At 72.9% G+C, this 16,450-nt stretch carries 13 protein-coding genes; 6 read left to right on the top strand and 7 right to left on the bottom strand.

The window, feature by feature from the left end:
- The first annotated feature begins 8 nt into the window (after nt 1-8).
- The gene (locus tag PV419_RS11930; RefSeq protein ID WP_319687948.1) at nt 9-521 is read left to right on the top strand and encodes an ATP-binding protein; all 513 of its coding nucleotides are present in this window, start codon (nt 9-11) and stop codon (nt 519-521) included.
- A 342-nt stretch (nt 522-863) separates the two neighbouring features.
- Here PV419_RS11930 and PV419_RS11925 read toward each other — a convergent pair whose 3' ends face one another.
- Nucleotides 864-1,790, bottom strand: a complete 927-nt coding sequence (locus tag PV419_RS11925) for a cyclase family protein (RefSeq protein WP_319687947.1) — start codon at nt 1,788-1,790, stop codon at nt 864-866.
- A gap of 110 nt (nt 1,791-1,900) precedes the next feature.
- On the opposite strand from PV419_RS11925, the gene PV419_RS11920 reads away from it, so the two are divergent.
- The 4 genes from PV419_RS11920 to PV419_RS11905 all read left to right on the top strand — a co-directional run bounded on the left by PV419_RS11920 (nt 1,901) and on the right by PV419_RS11905 (nt 6,679).
- A complete protein-coding gene (locus PV419_RS11920) occupies nt 1,901-2,812 on the top strand; it encodes an SDR family oxidoreductase (protein ID WP_319687946.1) in 912 nt (303 codons plus the stop codon).
- Nucleotides 2,813-2,882: 70 nt separating this feature from the next.
- The gene (locus PV419_RS11915) at nt 2,883-4,103 is read left to right on the top strand and encodes an acyl-CoA dehydrogenase family protein (RefSeq protein ID WP_319687945.1); all 1,221 of its coding nucleotides are present in this window, start codon (nt 2,883-2,885) and stop codon (nt 4,101-4,103) included.
- A complete protein-coding gene (locus tag PV419_RS11910) occupies nt 4,100-5,608 on the top strand; it encodes an aldehyde dehydrogenase family protein (protein ID WP_319687944.1) in 1,509 nt (502 codons plus the stop codon). The genes PV419_RS11915 and PV419_RS11910 overlap by 4 nt, the downstream gene beginning before the upstream one ends.
- A 21-nt stretch (nt 5,609-5,629) precedes the next feature.
- Nucleotides 5,630-6,679, top strand: coding sequence for a Zn-dependent alcohol dehydrogenase (locus PV419_RS11905; protein ID WP_319687943.1), 1,050 nt, complete (start codon nt 5,630-5,632; stop codon nt 6,677-6,679).
- A 33-nt stretch (nt 6,680-6,712) separates the two neighbouring features.
- Here the strand turns inward: PV419_RS11905 and PV419_RS11900 are convergent, their stop codons facing one another.
- Nucleotides 6,713-7,696 (bottom strand): GlxA family transcriptional regulator, encoded by a 984-nt coding sequence (locus PV419_RS11900; protein WP_319687942.1) that lies wholly within the window; start codon nt 7,694-7,696, stop codon nt 6,713-6,715.
- A gap of 106 nt (nt 7,697-7,802) precedes the next feature.
- Between PV419_RS11900 and PV419_RS11895 the strand changes: the two genes are divergently transcribed.
- Nucleotides 7,803-9,122, top strand: coding sequence for an MFS transporter (locus PV419_RS11895; RefSeq protein ID WP_319687941.1), 1,320 nt, complete (start codon nt 7,803-7,805; stop codon nt 9,120-9,122).
- Here PV419_RS11895 and PV419_RS11890 read toward each other — a convergent pair.
- The 5 genes from PV419_RS11890 to PV419_RS11870 all read right to left on the bottom strand — a co-directional run bounded on the left by PV419_RS11890 (nt 9,119) and on the right by PV419_RS11870 (nt 16,431).
- The gene (locus tag PV419_RS11890; protein ID WP_319688175.1) at nt 9,119-9,784 is read right to left on the bottom strand and encodes a flavin reductase family protein; all 666 of its coding nucleotides are present in this window, start codon (nt 9,782-9,784) and stop codon (nt 9,119-9,121) included. The two genes, PV419_RS11895 and PV419_RS11890, sit on opposite strands and share 4 nt — an antisense overlap.
- 94 nt (nt 9,785-9,878) lie before the next feature.
- Nucleotides 9,879-10,739 carry an enoyl-CoA hydratase/isomerase family protein gene (locus PV419_RS11885; protein ID WP_319687940.1) on the bottom strand — a complete coding sequence of 287 codons (861 nt, stop codon included), beginning with the start codon at nt 10,737-10,739 and terminating at the stop codon, nt 9,879-9,881.
- 82 nt (nt 10,740-10,821) lie between these two features.
- Nucleotides 10,822-13,053, bottom strand: coding sequence for an acetate--CoA ligase family protein (locus PV419_RS11880; RefSeq protein WP_319687939.1), 2,232 nt, complete (start codon nt 13,051-13,053; stop codon nt 10,822-10,824).
- 203 nt (nt 13,054-13,256) lie between these two features.
- On the bottom strand, nt 13,257-14,411 hold the full coding sequence (locus tag PV419_RS11875) for an NAD(P)/FAD-dependent oxidoreductase (protein ID WP_319687938.1): 1,155 nt from the start codon (nt 14,409-14,411) through the stop codon (nt 13,257-13,259).
- A gap of 19 nt (nt 14,412-14,430) precedes the next feature.
- Nucleotides 14,431-16,431 (bottom strand): transposase, encoded by a 2,001-nt coding sequence (locus PV419_RS11870; RefSeq protein WP_319687937.1) that lies wholly within the window; start codon nt 16,429-16,431, stop codon nt 14,431-14,433.
- Nucleotides 16,432-16,450 lie beyond the last annotated feature (19 nt).

The raw sequence follows: 16,450 nt of genomic DNA, 5'->3' as shown, positions 1-16,450 counted from the left end.
TGTGAGCGGTGCAGGTGCTTCAGATGCAGATGGAGGTCCGGCCCGACCCCGCGGAGGTGAGTCGGGCCCGTCGATGGGCGCGCTCGCGGCTCGCCGGGTCCGGGATAGGGGTGGACGAGCCGCTTGCCGAGACGCTGATCCTTTTGATTTCGGAGCTGGTGACCAACGCCGTGGTGCACACGGGCTGTCCGGCGGTGCTGCGCATGCTCTTCCCCGCGCAGGGCGACGGTGGCGGGTCCGGCGCGGGCGGCCGAGGGCCGGGTTCCGGCACGGTACGGGTCGAGGTCGCTGACGCCAGCGGCCGGGCGCCGCGGCGGCGGTGCGCGGGCGAGGAGGCCACCAACGGGCGCGGTCTTGAGCTGGTCGACGGCCTGGCGGACCGATGGGGCTGGCATCCGGAGGGTGCGGGCAAGCGCATCTGGTGCGAGGTGGACCGGAGCACCCGTGAGGGTCACGGGGTGCACGGAAGTCATGAAGAACCGGTCCTGACGGGGCATACGGGCTCTCATGTGCCGTCATAAATCGGGCGTAGTCGACAAAGTCCAGACCAGGTGTTGACGTGATGTGGTGGCTTGATCACTCTAGGATCAGCGATTCGTTGCGAGGGGACGCCGAGGGCTCTGTGATTCCTGTGAGTCGAGTGCTCACAGCGCGGTTCCTTGGCGAGTGCGGGTCGCTGCCCGGCGCGTGACAGGGCATCGGCGCCGGAGCCGGGTGGCGGTGCGCCGTGCCGTGCTCGGGGTGTGCATGAGCGCGCCGCCGCCCGACAGACCCGCCCCTCGCCTCGCGGCGTGCGGGGCCGCGGCCGACAAGGCTGTGGGCCTACAGGATCGCCGCCTACAAGAGGCCTGCAGGGTCCCGTCTTACAGGACTGCCACGGGCGCGACGGGGCTGCCCGCGCCGCCGACGAACGGCTCGGGTGTGGCCGACAGAAGAAATGTGGAGCGCCCCTCCTCGGCGCAGATCTGCGACAGCTCCTCCAGATTCCAGTTCTGGCCCTGCTGCATGCCCATCTCAACGAGATCGAGGGCGTGGACCGGCATCCACAGGTTCTCCACCTCCGGGGGGAAGATCTCGAAGGTGAGGGTGTCGTTGGCCACCGCGGCCACGTCCCGGGCGTGGAACCACTCGGGGGTGCGGAGGGACAGGCCGGGTGAGGGGAAGGCGTATGCCTGCTTCTCGCCCGCGAGATAGCGCTGGATCTGGCCGGTGCGCACCAGCGCGATGTCGCCGGGGCGGACGGTGGTCTTCGCCAGCTCCTCGGCGGCCTCCAGGTCCTCGGGTGTGACGGCGTGCCCCTCGGGGAGCCGGTCGAGCCCGTGCGCGCGGGCGACATCGAGGAGCACACCGCGCGAGACGATGTGCCGCGCCTTGTCGATGCCGCTGAAGGCGGCGCGGCCATGGGGGGTGATGGAGTCGGCGGGGCGGCCGTTGTAGATCCGGCCCGAGTGCGAGACATGGGTCAGCCCGTCCCAGTGGGTGCCCGACTGCAGGCCCATCGTCACGGCGTCGTCGCTGGTGGCCACGGTGCCCGGGCCGAACATCTCCAGATTGACGGCGATCATGGTGTGCAGCGGGTTGACCCGGCCCGGGATCACGCCGGTCTGCACCCCGTCCTGCTGGAGGGGGACCGCGAGCGGGATGCGGCGGCCGCTTCGTATGGAGGCCGCGGCGCCCCTGACCACCTCGTCGGTGATCAGGTTGAGCGTGCCGATCTCGTCCGCCTCCCCCCAGCGGCCCCAGTTGTTGACGCGCTTGGCGATGTCGTGGAATGCGGGCGGCAGGGCCATGGAGCCTCCTCGGTTCGGCTTCCGGACGGGTTTCGGCTCGGGGGGTTGTACTCGGGCCGCGTCTGCTCAAAAATCTAACGGACCGTCAGATACTCCGGGAGGGGACGCGAGTGGGCAACTTCTTGGGCGGCAAGGTGGTCGCCGTCACCGGGGCCGGGCGGGGCATCGGCCGGGCCGTGGCCCTGGCCTGCGCGGCCGAGGGGGCCCAGGTCGTCGTCAATGACTACGGGGTGTCGATCGAGGGCGGCGAACCCACCAGCGAGGTCGCCGAGGCGGCGGTCAAGGAGATCGAGGCGGCGGGTGGAGCGGCGGTGGCCGTCGCCGACGACGTCTCGACCATGGCGGGCGGGCAGCGCATCGTGGACACCGCGCTCGAACACTACGGGCGGCTCGACGGCGTGGTGTGCGTCGCCGGGATCCTGCGCGAGCGGATGCTCTTCAACATGACCGAGGAGGAGTGGGACCCGGTCGTCGCCACCCACCTGAAGGGCACCTTCACGGTCTTCCGGGCGGCCTCCGCGGTGATGCGCAAGCAGGGCTCCGGGACCCTGATCGGCTTCACCAGCGGCAACCACCAGGGGAGCGTCGCGCAGGCCAACTACGCCTCCGCGAAGGGCGGCATCATCTCCCTGGTGCGCAGCGCCGCACTCGGCCTCCACAAATACGGGGTGACCGCCAACTGTGTCGCACCGGTCGCCCGGACGCGCATGTCCGCCAATGTGCCCATGGAGCTCAAGGAGATCGGCGAGCCGGAGGACGTGGCGGCGCTGGTGGTCTACCTGCTGAGCGAGCGGGCCAGGGAAGAGAAGGTCACCGGACAGGTCTACACGATCGCCGGCCCCAAGATCGCGGTCTGGGCCCAGCCACGGGAGCTGCGCGCGGGATACGCGGAGGGCGCCTGGACCCCGGAGAAGATCGCCGACTTCCTCCCGGGCACGGTCGGCACCGACCCCATGCCGATGCTCGCGCAGCTCGACGCCATGGCCAAGGCGGCGGCCAAGGGCCAACGCCCCAACGCGTGACCCGCACCCGCGGGCAGGCGGCACCGCCCAGCGGTAGCTGGGGGAGCGGGGCCGAGAGACGGGAGAAGCCGTGGACTTCGCTTTCGGACCAGAGGACGAACGTTTTCGCACCCGAGCCCGCGACTGGCTGAACGAGCACGTCGCCGGCGCCTTTGCCCCCTCTCTTCAGGGCTCGCGACGGCCCGGCGCCGGTTACGACGGCCCGCCGGGCCCTGCGGACGCGCACCGTGCCTGGGAGCGAGAGCTCGGCGCCGGCGGCTGGATCGGGCTCGGCTGGGACCGTGCGCACGGCACCTACGGCAACCGGCCCGCCACCCTCACCCAGCAGGTCGTCTGGGCCGAGGAGTATGCCCGCGCCGGGGCCCCCGCCCGGCTCGGCCACATCGGCGAGAACCTCCTCGCCCCGACCCTGCTCGCCTACGGCGACGACGCACAGCGCGCCCGCTTCCTGCCCCCCATCGCGCGCGGCGAGGAGCTGTGGTGCCAGGGCTACAGCGAGCCCGAGGCGGGATCGGACCTCGCCGGGGTGCGGACCCGTGCCGTCCGCGACCCGGGCGACGGCACCTACCGCGTCACCGGGCAGAAGATCTGGACCTCCCTCGCCCAGGAAGCCGACTGGTGCTTCGTGCTGGCACGCACCGAGGACGGCTCACAACGCCATCATGGTCTCTCCTTTCTTCTTGTGCCGATGGACCAGCCAGGCCGCGTCGAGGTGCGCCCGATCCGGCAGCTGACGGGCGACGCCGAGTTCAACGAGGTCTTCTTCGACGGCGCGGTGGCACGCGCGGAACACCTCGTCGGCGGCGCAGGCCAGGGCTGGCGCGTGGCCATGGGGCTGCTCGCCGTGGAGCGCGGCGTCTCCACCCTCGCCCAGCAGATCGGCTTCGCCCAGGAACTCGACCGGGTCGTACGGCTGGCGCTGCGCACCGGCGCCGCCGGCGACCCCGTACTGCGCGACCGGCTCGTCGAGCAGTGGGCCGAGCTGAAGACCATGCGCTGGAACGCGCTGCGGACGCTGGGCGCGGCATCGGGCCCCGGCGCGCCCAGCGTCGCCAAGCTGCTGTGGGGTGGCTGGCACCAGCGGCTGGGCGAACTGGCCGTGCGGGTACGCGGCGCCGCGGCCGCGCTCGGCCCCGAGCGGTGGACCGCCGAGCGGCCGTACGGACTCGACGACGCGCAGCGCCTTTTCCTCTTCTCCCGGGCCGACACGATCTACGGCGGCTCGGACGAGATCCAGCGGAACATCATCGCCGAGCGCGTTCTCAACCTCCCTAAGGAATCACGCGGATGAAGACGTATGGGCCCACGGCAGGCGGGCGGACGGCGGACGGGCAGGCGGCGTACGGGCATTGGATCGGCGGCGGCCGGCGGCATCCCGGGCAGGGGCATTATCCGGTCGTCAACCCCGCCACCGAGCAGACCGTCGGCCACGCCCCGGAGGCCGACGCGGCCGACGTCGACGCCGCCGTGAGCGCGGCACGGGACGCCTACGAGGGGTGGGCGCGCACCGCCCCCCGTGAGCGCGCCGCCGTGCTCGACCGCGCCGCCACCCTGATCGCCGAGCACGCCCCGGACCTGGTCCCGCTGGCCCAGGCCGAGACGGGCGCGACGATGCGCGTCGCCAAGGCCATGCAGGTGCCCCCGGCCGCCGACCGCTTCCGCCGGTACGCGCGAGGCGCCGTCGAGCCGGACACGGTCCCGCTCGCGCCCCTGCCCGTGGCCGCCACGCCCCTCGCCCCCGGCGGGCTCATCGGCGCGGCCGCCGTCCGCCGCCCCGTGGGTGTCGTGGGCTGTATCACCTCCTACAACTTCCCCCTCGCCAACCTCGCGGGCAAGGTCGCCCCCGCCCTGGCGATGGGCAATACGGTCGTCGCCAAACCGGCCCCGCAGGACCCCCTGTGCTGTCTGGAGCTCGGCCCCCTGCTGAAGGAGGCCGGGCTCCCGGACGGTGTCTTCAATGTCGTCACCGGATCGGGCGCGGCCGCGGGCGAGGCACTCGTGGCGCACCCGGGCGTCGACATGATCAGCTTCACCGGCTCCAGCGCCGTGGGAAAGAAGATCGCCGAATCCGCAGGCCACTCGATGAAGCGCACCCTGATGGAGCTGGGGGGCAAGGGCGCGGCCATCGTCCTTGGGGACGCCGACGAGTCCGTGGTCAAGTCGGCGGTCGGGGCGGTCGGTTCGACCTGGTCTTTCCACAGCGGGCAGATCTGCACGGCGCCGACTCGTGTGCTCGTCCATCGATCGCTGTACGAGAAGGTCATCGCCGCACTCACACGGTATGCGAAGTCACTGATCGTCGGGGACCCTGTGGATAACTCCACGATCGTCGGCCCGCTGATCTCCGCGGCTCAGCGCGACCGCGTCGAGGCGTACCTCGCCGGGGCCCGTGACCAGGGCGCCCGGATCGCGGTGGGCGGCGAACGCCCCGCCGTCAAGCCCGGTTTCTACGTCGCCCCGACCCTGATCACCGACGCGGCCCCCGACATGACCGTCGCGCAGGAGGAGATCTTCGGCCCGGTCGTCGTCGCCCTCCCCTTCGACGACGAGGACGAGGCCGTCCGCATCGCCTGCTCCACGCCGTACGGCCTGTACGACTACGTCTTCAGCGCCGACGCGGGCCGCGCCTGGGCCCTCGCCGCCCGCCTGCGCAGCGGCAACGTCGGCATCAACACCGCCCAGCGCCACCCGGAGACGCCGTTCGGCGGCTTCAAGCACAGCGGGGTGGGCCGCGACGGCGGCTCGTTCGGCCTGCACGCGTACAGCGAACTCCAGTCGCTGGTCTGGGCTTCCTGAGAAGTGGAGTGGTAAGTGGTGATGAGAGGCGTCATCTTCGACGGCACCGAACCGCGCGTGGTCGACGACCTGGAGATCCGGGCGCCCGGCCCCGGTGAGGTGCTGGTCGCCATCGCCGCCGCCGGCCTGTGCCACAGCGATCTGTCCGTCCTCGACGGCACCATCCCCTTCCCCGTCCCGGTCGTGCTCGGCCACGAGGGCGCGGGCACGGTGGTGGAGGTCGGCGCCGGCGTCACGCATGTCGCCCCCGGCGACCATGTCGCCCTCACCACCGTCGCCAACTGCGGGACCTGCGCCGACTGCGGCCGCGGCCGCCCCACCATGTGCCGCAAGGCGATCGGCAGGCCGGGCCGGCCGTTCAGCCGCGGCGGGCAGCCGCTGTACAACTTCGCCTCGAACTCGGCCTTCGCCGAGCGCACGCTGGTCAAGGCCGTGCAGGCGGTCAAGATCTCCGAGGACATCCCGCTCACCTCGGCCGCCCTCATCGGCTGCGGCGTCCTCACGGGCGTCGGCGCCGCGCTCAACCGCGCCCGGGTCGACCGCGGCGAGTCGGTCGTCGTCATCGGCACCGGCGGGATCGGGCTCAATGTGCTGCAGGGCGCCCGGATCGCCGGGGCCTGGCCGATCGTCGCCGTCGATTCCAACCCCGCCAAGGAGCCGCTGGCCAGGGAGTTCGGCGCCACGCACTTCGTCGCCTCGGCCGCCGCCGCCCGGGGGGTTCTGCCGTCCGGCGCCGACCACGCCTTCGAGTGCGTCGGCAGCACCCGACTCATCCGTGAGGCCGTCGACCTGCTCGACCGGCACGGCCAGGCGGTGCTGCTGGGCGTGCCGCCCGCCGACGCCGAAGCGTCCTTCCTCGTGTCCTCCATGTATCTGGACAAGGCCATCCTGGGCTGCCGTTACGGCTCGGCCCGGCCCCAGCGCGACGTCGCCCTGTACGCGGACCTCTACCGCCAGGGCCGTCTGCTGCTCGACGAACTGGTCACCCGGACCTACCCCGTCGAAGACTTCCCGAAGGCCGCCGACGACGCGCGGGCGGGCCGGGTGGCGCGGGCCGTGCTCACGTTCTGACCGGCGAGGTGCCCGTGGAACCGCCTGCCGCCCTCAGACGTCGGCCGTGAGCCGGAAAGTGCGCCGGTAGGCCGTGGGGGAGACGCCGAGTGCCGCCTGCAGGTGCTGCCGCATCGACGCGGCCGTGCCGAAGCCCGCGTCCCGCGCCACCTGGTCCACCGACAGGTCGGTGTCCTCCAGCAGGTGCCTGGCCCGCTCCACCCGCTGCTGTACGAGCCACTGCCCGGGGCTGACCCCGACCTCCTCGCGGAAGCGGCGGGTGAAGGTCCGCACGCTCATCGACTCCTGGCCGGCCCACTCGCGCAGCGAGATCGGGCGTTGCAGGCGGCTCAGGGCCCAGGCGCGCGCCGCCGTCGTGGTCGCCTGCTGCGGTTCGGGGAGCGGGCGTTCGATGTACTGTGCCTGGCCGCCGTCGCGGTACGGCGGCACCAGACTGCGCCGCGCGACGTCGCTCGCGACGGCCGCGCCGTAATCGCGCCGCACGACGTGCAGGCACAGGTCGATGCCCGAGGCGACGCCCGCGGAGGTGAGCACATCGCCGTCGTCGACGAAGAGCACGTCCGGGTCGACCGCGATGGAGGGGAAAAGGCTCCGGAAGTGGGTGACGCTCCGCCAGTGCGTGGTGGCGGGGCGGCCGTCGAGCAGCCCGGCGGCCGCGAGTAGGTAGCCGCCGGTGCAGATGGACACCCAGCGCACGCCGGGCCGGGCGTGGGCCAGCGCGGCGGCGAGCTCGGGGGTGAGCCTGCCCTCGTCATAGACCGGCCCCAGTTCGTAGGAGGCGGGCACGACGACGGTGTCGGCTTCGGCCAGCGCCTCGGGGCCGTGCTCGACGACGATCGGGAAGTCCGCGTCCGTCGGCACCTCGCCGGGCTCCGGAGTGCAGCTGAACACCTCGTAGAGGCGGCCGCCCTCGGTGGAGCGGGCCTTGCCGAAGATCCTGAACGGGATGCCCAGTTCGAAGGGGATCACACCGGGCAGCACCAGCACGGCGACGCGGTGCTGCCTCCCGGCGTCCATGGATGAGGGCATACGGGCCTCCAGCGCGCATCTCGTGGCCCGATCCTAGCGAATAGTGTCCCTCGGGCCACTCGTGAGACCCGGTCGAAGCGTTGATGCTGGTCAGGTGACGCAGACAACCGAACTCCCAGGGACTCCGGGCCGGGACGAGCAGCCCCTTCCAACGCGGCGGCAGCCGAGGATCCACCGGGCGTGGTGGGTCGCCGCCGCCACCTTTGTGACCATCGTCGGCGCGGCCGGCTTCGCCTCGCTGCCCGGCCTGCTGATCGACCCCCTGCACGAGAAGTTCGGCTGGTCGCGCGGGTTGATCGGGTTCGCGGTGTCCGTGAATCTCGCGCTCTATGGGCTCACCGCGCCCTTCGCCGCCGCCCTTATGGACCGCTTCGGCATCCGTAAGGTCGTCGCCTGCGCGCTGACGGTGATCGCCGTAGGGGCCGGGCTCACGGTCTTCATGACCGCCGCCTGGCAGCTCGTCCTGTGCTGGGGCGTCCTGGTGGGCCTCGGCAGCGGCTCCATGGCGCTGGCCTTCGCGGCGACCGTCACCAACCGGTGGTTCGTCCAGCGGCGTGGCCTGGTCACCGGCATCCTCACGGCGGGAGGGGCGTCCGGACAACTGGTGTTCCTGCCGGCCCTGTCCTGGATCGTGGAGCACAACGGATGGCGCCCGGCCGTGGTGACGGTGGCGGTCGCGGCGTTCGCCGTCGTGCCCCTCGTCTGGCTGCTGCTGCGCGACCACCCGGCCGACGTGGGCCTGGCCGCGTACGGGGCCGAGGGGCCGCCCGCGCCGAAGCCCGCCCCGCAGCGCGGTGCGGCCCGCCGGGCGGTCACCGCGCTGGTCTCGGCCGCGCGCACCGGCCCGTTCTGGCTGCTGGCCGGGACCTTCGCGATCTGCGGCGCCTCCACCAACGGCCTGGTCAAGACGCACTTCGTACCCGCCGCGCACGACCACGGCATGCCGGTGACGGCCGCCGCGAGCCTGCTCGCGGTCATCGGGATCTTCGACATCGTGGGCACGATCGCCTCCGGCTGGTTCACCGACCGGTTCGACGCGCGGCGGCTGCTCGCCGTCTATTACGCGCTGCGCGGGCTGTCGCTGATGTTCCTGCCGATGCTCCTGTCGGACACCGTGCACCCCCCGATGCTCTTCTTCATCGTCTTCTACGGGCTCGACTGGGTCGCGACCGTGCCGCCCACCATCGCGCTGTGCCGCGAGCACTACGGCGAGGACAGCGCGATCGTCTTCGGGTGGGTGCTGGCCTCGCACCAGGTGGGTGCGGGGGTGGTCGCCTTCGTCGGCGGGATGGTGCGGGACGTCTCCGGGTCGTACGACATGGTCTGGTACGGCGCGGGCGCGCTGTGTGCCGTGGCCGCGCTGATGGCCCTGGTCATCCGGCGCGAGCGGGAGGAGGTCCCGCGCCTCGCCTAGGGCTTCGAGCGGTCCTGGCTGTGCGGCGCGAGGGTGGTGAACTCGCCGCGGTGGAAGAGGAGGGGGCCGGAACGGGCGGCGAGGTCGTCCGTGCCGAGGGCGCGGACGCGGCCCACGACCACCAGGTGGTCGCCGCCGGTGTGTACGGCGTGGACCGTGCAGTCGATCCACGCGGGCACGTCCGGGAGCCGCGGAGAGCCGGTCACCGGGGCCGGCCGGTGCGGGACACCGGCGAACTTGTCCGGCCGCCGGGAGCCGCTCACCGCGAAGCCTCGGCACAGCTCGCCCTGGTCGGCCCCCAGGATGTTGACGCAGAAGACCCCTGCGCGGGCGATGCGCGGCCAGGTCGTGGACGTACGGGCGACCATGAAGGCGATCAGCGGCGGGTCGAGGGAGAGGGAGGAGAAGGACTGGCAGGCGAATCCGGCCGGGCCTTCCTCGTCGATGGCCGCGATGACCGTGACGCCGCTCGCGAAGTGGCCGAGAACCCGCCGGAACTCCGCCGGGTCCAGCGGAAGGCGTTCGTCCGCGCGCACGGCGCGCAGGGCGGGGCGGCCTGGGCGGGGCGGCGCCGACGCGGCCCGCGGCAGGGGTTCGTCGCGGCGCGTGGCGGCGGTCGGCGAGCCGACCGAGCGCAGATAGCGGACCGCGGTGGCTGCCATCCCGGCGTGTCCCATCATGATTCCATTGAATCTGATGCTGCGTCAGATGGGAAGGCCCGGAGGAAGCCTTACGGGCCCTTCGGCGGCCCGGTATTCAGCGGCCCCGGTATTCGGGGGCGCGGCGCTCGGCGAAGGCGCGGACGCCGTCCTGCGCGTCCGCCGTGGTCATGTTGATCTCCTGGGCCGCCGCCTCGGCGGCGAACGCGGCCGCGCGGTCGGCCTCCAGCGAGCTGTTCACCAGCTGCTTGGTGAGGGCGATGGCGCGGGTCGGGCCACCGGCCAGGCGCTCGGCCCACGCGCGGGCGGTCTTGGCCAGATCGCCGTCCGCGACGACCCGGTTGACCAGACCGATCCGCTCGGCCTCGGCCGCGGACAGCGCGTCGCCGAAGAACAGCAGCTCCTTCGCCCGTTGCGGGCCGATCAGGCGTGGGAGGAGGTAGGCGCCGCCGCCGTCGGGGACCAGCCCGCGGCGTACGAAGACCTCGATGAACCTGGCCGACTCGGCGGCGAGTACCAGATCGCAGGCGAGGGCGAGATGGGCGCCCAGCCCGGCCGCGGTCCCGTTCACGGCGGCGATGACCGGCTTCTCGCAGTCCAGCACGGCGGCGATCAGCCGCTGCGCCCCACGCCGGATCAGCCGGGCCACATCGCCGGCGACCCGCTCGCCCCCGCCGGTCCCGGGGCCCGGCCGAGTGCCGCCGCCGGAGTCGGCGCTGGCGCGGGCGCCGCCGCGCAGGTCGGCGCCCGCGCAGAAGCCCTTGCCGGTGGCGGTGAGGACGACGGCCCCGACCGCCGGGTCGGCGGAGGCGTCGTCGAGCAGCGAGATCAGGCGTTCGCGCTGGTCAGGGGTGATGGCGTTCATCGCGGCCGGGCGGTCGAGGGTGATCCAGGCCACACCGTTGTCAGTGGCGTGCCGTACAACGGACTCAGGTGATTCTTCGGGGGAGGAAGTCATGAGGGAATTCCCTTGGGCCGGGGCCGTGGCCGGGGTTTCGGCAAGGGCTCGGGTGGAGGGCCGGGCGCGCGGGCCGGGTGCCTCAGCGGCACACGGCCAGGGCGTCGAGGGCCACCGCGCCCTGGCCGCGAGGCAGCACCATCAAGGGGTTGACGTCGAGCTCGGCGAGATCGTCGCCGAGCTCCAGGGCCATGCGCTGGACGCGGAGGACGACCTCGACCAGGGCGTCCACATCGCAGGGAGGCAGGCCGCGTACGCCGTCGAGCAGGGCCCGGCCGCGCAGCTCGGTGAGCATCGCGCGTGCCTGGTCCTCGCCGAAGGGAGGCACGCGCACGGCCGTGTCCCGCAGCACCTCGACGAGCACCCCGCCGATGCCCACCGTGACGGTCGGCCCGAAGAGGCTGTCGTGGGTGACGCCGACGACCATCTCCACGCCGCGTTCGACCATCTGGCAGACCAGCACGCCGTCCAGCTCGACGCCTTCGTAGCGGGCGATGTCGGTCAGGTCCCGATAGGTGTCGCGGACCTGGCTCGCGGAGGTGAGCCCGAGCCTGACCAGGCCCAGTTCGGTCTTGTGCGCGAGCTGCGGCGCGGAGGCCTTCATGGCGACGGGGTAGCCGACCAGACCGGCGGCGCGGACGGCCGCCGCCGCGCTGGTCACCAGCTGCTCGCGCGGCACCCGGATGCCGTACGCCCGCAGCAGCTGCTTCGCGGCGTGCTCGCTCAGCTGTTCTCCTGGGCGCAGCAGCGCCTGGGCCTTGCGGGCCGAGGGGGAGGGGGTGCGGGGGGCGTCTTCGAAGGGGGAGCGGTAGCCGGCCGTGAAGCGGTGGTGCTCCAGATAGGCGCGGACGGCGGTGATGCAGTTGGCGAAGGTCCGGAAGGTGGCGACGCGGGAGGACCCGAGGAGGGTGGTGCGGTAGGCGGCCTCGGTGCCGACCGGCGACCCCCACACCACGCACACCAGCTTGTCCGTCTGTTCCGCCGCGTCCACCAGGTCCTGTGCCAGCTTGTCGCTCATCGGCGGAAACGGCCCGGTGATCGGACAGATCAGTACGCCGACGGACGGGTCGGCGAGGATGGCGTCGATGATCTTCCGGCCGCGCCAGTCGCCGACGGGGTGGCCGCCGTTGTCGACCGGGTTGGCGACGCCGAGGTCGTCGGGTATCCACTGGTGGAGCTCGGCCTGTTTCTCGGCGCCGAGCGTGGGCAGCGGGAGCCCGGCGGCCGTCGCGAGGTCGGAGAAGTGGGCGCCGGTGCCCCCGGAGATCGAATAGACCACGACGCCCTCGGCGCGCGGGGGCCGGGCACGGGCGAGCAGCGCGGCCGTGTCCTGCAGCTCGTCGAGGCCGTCGACCCGGATCACGCCGAACTGCCGCATGGCCGCGTCCACGACCGCGTCCGAGCCGGTCAGCTTGCCGGTGTGGGAGGCGGCCGTGCGGGCCCCGGTCTCGGTGCGGCCGACCTTGACGGCCACGACGGGCACCTTGGCGCGGGCGGCGCGGTCGGCGGCCAGCAGGAAGCTGCGCCCGTCCTTGAGCCCTTCCGCATACATCGCGATGGCGCCGACCTCGGGCCGGGAGGCGAAGTAGGAGATGAAGTCGGCGGTCTCCAGGTCGGCCTCGTTGCCGGTGGGGGCCCAGTGGCTGAGCCGGATGCCCAGCTCCTGGAGGGTGAAGACGGGGCGGCCTTGGTGGCCGGACTGGGTGATGAGGGCGATCGCCGGTCCTTCCAGGTCCTCGCGGAACTCCTCGAAGGCGTTGAGGTTGGTGTTGGGGCCCAGGAGGCGCAGCCCGCCGCGCCGTGCGGCGGCGGAGAGCCGGGCCTGGGCGGCGGCGCCCTCGGCGCCGGTCTCGGCGAAGCCGGAGGCGAAGGCGACGGCGAACTTGACCTTGGTGGAGGCGAGTTCCTCGACGAGCGGGAGGGGATCGCGGACCAGGAGGACGGCGAGGTCGACCGGTTCGGGCAGGTCGGCCACGGACGGGACGCAGGGGAGGCCGAAGACGGCGGAACGGGAGGGGTGCACGGGGTGCAGGCGCGCGCCGACGCGCTCGGCCCAGGCGATCAGCTGCCGGGTGATACCGGTGTTGGGGCGGCCCTCGGCGTCGGAGGCGCCGACGACGGCCACCGACTCGGGGCGGAAGAACCGGTCCAGATCGGGGACGGCGGAGTGCAGCGGGCGGCCGCTGACGTCCACGTCCTCGGCGGCCGCGGACCTGCCGTGGACGTGGACGGCGGGGCCGGGAGGCCGGCCGCAGGCGGCGACGCGGGCGTGACGGGAGTTGGTGGTGAGGGTGCCGTGAGTCGATCCAAGCATCGGTATCCGCCACTCCTGCTCGTTGGCGACAAGCCAGATAACTGACGTCTAGTCAGATTACTCAGGAGTCAGATTAACGGAACTGACACCCTGTCAGGAATGGGGGTGCGGGGACAAAACACAGGGTGACGGGGCCGCCCTCGGGGCGGTGAGGTGATGCTGCCCGGCGGACGCGAGGGTCACGCCGGGCGGGAGCGGCGATATCACGCCGATGTGCGGTCGATGGCCTTGGCGATTTTGCGCGCGTCGATGGCGAGCTCGCGGAACATGCCGCTGATCGGGTTCGTATAGCCCGTGAAGTGCAGGCCCGGGGCGGAGGGGGCGGTGCGCGGACCGTGGACCAGCGGCTTGCCGCGCCCGTCGAGCACGCCCAGGTGGCCGACGAGGTCGTCCAGGCCGCGCCGGTAGCCGGTTGCCGCGACCACGGTGTCGGGGCTGATGTGGGAGCCGTCGGCCAGCGTCACCTTGTCCTCCTCGAAGGACTCGACCGCCGCCACCACCTCCACCTTCCCCGCCTGTACCGCGCCGATGAGGCCGACGTCCTGCACCGGGATCGCGCCTTGGCGCACCCGCGTGTACAGGCCGGTCTCCGGCCAGGGCAGCCCGTGCTCGGCGAGGTCCGGCATGGTGAGCCGGCTCATCGCCCGCGCCGCCCGGTCCACCAGGGGGGCGGGCAGTCGCCGCACCAGGATGCCGGTGGCCTGCGCGGGCCAGCCCGCCGTGGAGCGGCGCAGGATGTGCGGCACGGTGCGCACCGCGAGCCGCACCCGGGCCGCGCCGCCCTCGACGAGGTCGACCGCGATCTCGGCGCCCGTGTTGCCGACGCCGACGACCAGGACGTCCCGGCCCTGGTACGGCCGGGCGTTTCGGTAGCGGCTCGCGTGCAGCAACTCGCCGGTATAGGTCTTCCGGCCCGGCCAGTCGGGTACTCGCGGCGTGTGGTTGTAGCCGGTGGCCACGACCACGACGGGCGAGGTAGGTGCCCGCCCGCCCGTGGCCCGCAGTGCCCAGCCCTCGCCGTCAGGGGCCCGGTCGATCCGTGAGACCTCCACCCCCGTGACGATCTCCAGCCGGTGGTGCTCGACGTACTGCTCCAGATAGCGCACCACGTCGTCCCGGGCGACCCACCGCCCGTAGGTGCGGGGGATCGTGAGCCCGGGGAGGGCGGACAGGCGGCGCGTGGTGTGCAGATGCAGCCGGTCGTAATGGGCGCGCCAGGAGGCGGCGACCGCCTCCGACTTCTCCAGGACCACCGCGCGGATGCCGCGTTCGCGCAGGGCCGCCGCGGTGGCGAGCCCGCCCGGGCCGCCGCCTATCACGTACACAGGTGAAGAGTGCTCGGGGAAGGTGTCGGCCATGAGCGTGAGCGTAGCGTCTCTAATCAGCTTGGGTTTCCTGGGCGATCCCGGGTGTTCGGGGCCGCTTTGGAGGGTGACTCGGCCACGGTTGTCCCCGGGTGGGGGTGGTGTGGGCGTGGCGGTGGAAGCCTGCCCCGAGTCTGGCCCCGTCCGGCTGATGCCGTGCGGGGGTGCCGATGGTGTTCGGTCCCTGCTGCCGTGGACACCGCCGGCTGCGGTGGGTCGGGTGCGTGGGGGGCCGCCCCGCCGGACGCTTGCCACCCGGCCGCGCCCTGGTTGGGGTGCGGTTGTCGGGTGGGGCGGGGACCTTGCGCCGCTTCCCGGGCACAGGGCGTTTGTTCGTGGGGCCGCTCTTGGTGCGGTCCCGGGTCTGCTGCTGGACCGTGCTCGCGCGGTCCAGGGCCTCGACCACGCTGCGGATCACGAAGGTTCCGGCGGTGCGGTCGAGGCTGGTCTTGTGCTGGTGGGTCAGGCCGCGGGCGCCGATCCTCTGCCATGCGGCGTTGTCCCGGCCGGTGCTGTACGCGCACGCATCGCCTGGGCAGGTGGCCCATGCCCAGCCCGCCGCCCGGTCGCCTGGGGCTTTGTGGTGACGGAACGCGGTCAGGCACCGGGGGCAGTACTTTGACGTGCCCCGGGGCGGGACGATGACCACCGCGATGCCGTGGGCGGCGGCCCGGTGGCGCAGGTCGGTGACGATCGCGCCGCGCACGGTCTGGGACAGCCGCGTGTTCAGCGTGCGGCCCTTGCCGCGCGCCTCCATGTCCCGCAGGTCCTCCAGATAGATGACGCTCGCCCCGGCGGCGATCGCGTGGTCGGTCATGAAGCGGGCGGCCGCCCGGGCCAGCGCCGCGTTCAGCCGGGTACGGCGCCTTGCGACGTGGTCCCGCTCGGTCTGAAGGACGGCGAGCTTCGCCATTAGCCAGGGGTTCGGGCGCATCCCGCGCTCCTGGCGGGAGGCGATCAGCGTGCGCAGCTGGTCGATGCGGGCGCTGATGTGCTCGGCGTGGATGCGCAGCCGGTCGGCCTTGGCCAACACTCCTCCCGCGCGGAAGTACACCGGGCGCCCGTCGGTCCGCACGCGGGGCTGGGTCTCGTGGGTGAGGTGGAGGGTGCCGCCGGTGAGCAGGGTGTTCAATCCCCAGTCGAAGGCGACCGCGGTGCGGTGTCCGGCCCGCTCCGGCTTCGGGGCGGCGAGCGCGTAGGGCACGTCGAGGAGGAGCCGGCTCTGGCGGATGCGCAGGGTGGGGGCGCACAGCACCGTTGTGGCGGGCACATGCGGCGGCAGCCTGAACCGGATACGTACCGGATGCCAGTCGGTCCGGCGGGCGGGCGCGGGCCGGGTCGGCAGCCGCACCGTCAATACTCCGTAGTGGAACGGGTCTTGCGGGCAGCGTTCGAGGGTGGCGAGCTGCTTGTCGACCGCCGCGAGCACCACCTGCCCGCCCGCGCCCGGTGCCTGCTCGCACTCCGTCAAATTGGTCGGCAGGCGGCGGTGGCGGGCGTGGAAGGCGGCGACCTGCCGGGTACGGGCCAGCAGCACACCGCTTGCCACCACCGGGCCGTCGGGCAGCGCGGCGCGCAGCGCCTCCCACTCCGCTACGGTGCGCCGGGCGGGGTCGGCGGGCCAGGTGGCCAGGAGCGCGGCGGTGATCTCGGCGCGCCACCAGGCTGAGCGCAGCGCCCGCCCCGCCTGCTCCTGCGCGATCCGCACCACCCGGTCCGGCACATACACACCCCCCGCAACGGTCACCGACCAGCCCAGCCGCCGCAACGCCATCCATCCCTGCGACGGCAGTGATGCGCCCGACCGGTCGGTACCGGAGGCGAGCCGGGCCAGATCGGGCCCGTTCCAGTGCTCCTGGACCACGCCCGCCGCCAGCGACCCGACCACAGCGGCAAGCCACCCGGCCCGCTCCGCCCAAGCCGCCTCACCCAGCTGCCGGCCACTCACCGCATCCACACCCCGCAGCGCGCGAGCGCAGGCCGCCGCGACCCGCTGCACCTCCCCCTCACCCATCACAACCCTGCGCCGCACC

Origin of the sequence: Streptomyces sp. ME19-01-6, from assembly GCF_033793745.1 — a bacterium.
Taxonomy (GTDB): Bacteria; Actinomycetota; Actinomycetes; order Streptomycetales; family Streptomycetaceae; genus Streptomyces.
The sequence above is the reverse complement of the archived record's forward strand: the minus strand, read 5'-3'. Positions and strand labels throughout refer to the sequence as shown.

Excerpts from the sequence above, each read along its gene's own strand:
- PV419_RS11875 (WP_319687938.1), bottom strand. The coding sequence starts at position 14,411 with ATGGCCGACACCTTCCCCGAGCACTCTTCACCTGTGTACGTGATAGGC.
- PV419_RS11890 (WP_319688175.1), bottom strand. The coding sequence starts at position 9,784 with ATGGCAGCCACCGCGGTCCGCTATCTGCGCTCGGTCGGCTCGCCGACC.
- PV419_RS11905 (WP_319687943.1), top strand. The coding sequence starts at position 5,630 with ATGAGAGGCGTCATCTTCGACGGCACCGAACCGCGCGTGGTCGACGAC.
- PV419_RS11885 (WP_319687940.1), bottom strand. The coding sequence starts at position 10,739 with ATGACTTCCTCCCCCGAAGAATCACCTGAGTCCGTTGTACGGCACGCC.
- PV419_RS11900 (WP_319687942.1), bottom strand. The coding sequence starts at position 7,696 with ATGGACGCCGGGAGGCAGCACCGCGTCGCCGTGCTGGTGCTGCCCGGT.
- PV419_RS11880 (WP_319687939.1), bottom strand. The coding sequence starts at position 13,053 with ATGCTTGGATCGACTCACGGCACCCTCACCACCAACTCCCGTCACGCC.
- PV419_RS11925 (WP_319687947.1), bottom strand. The coding sequence starts at position 1,790 with ATGGCCCTGCCGCCCGCATTCCACGACATCGCCAAGCGCGTCAACAAC.
- PV419_RS11870 (WP_319687937.1), bottom strand. The coding sequence starts at position 16,431 with ATGGGTGAGGGGGAGGTGCAGCGGGTCGCGGCGGCCTGCGCTCGCGCG.
- PV419_RS11910 (WP_319687944.1), top strand. The coding sequence starts at position 4,100 with ATGAAGACGTATGGGCCCACGGCAGGCGGGCGGACGGCGGACGGGCAG.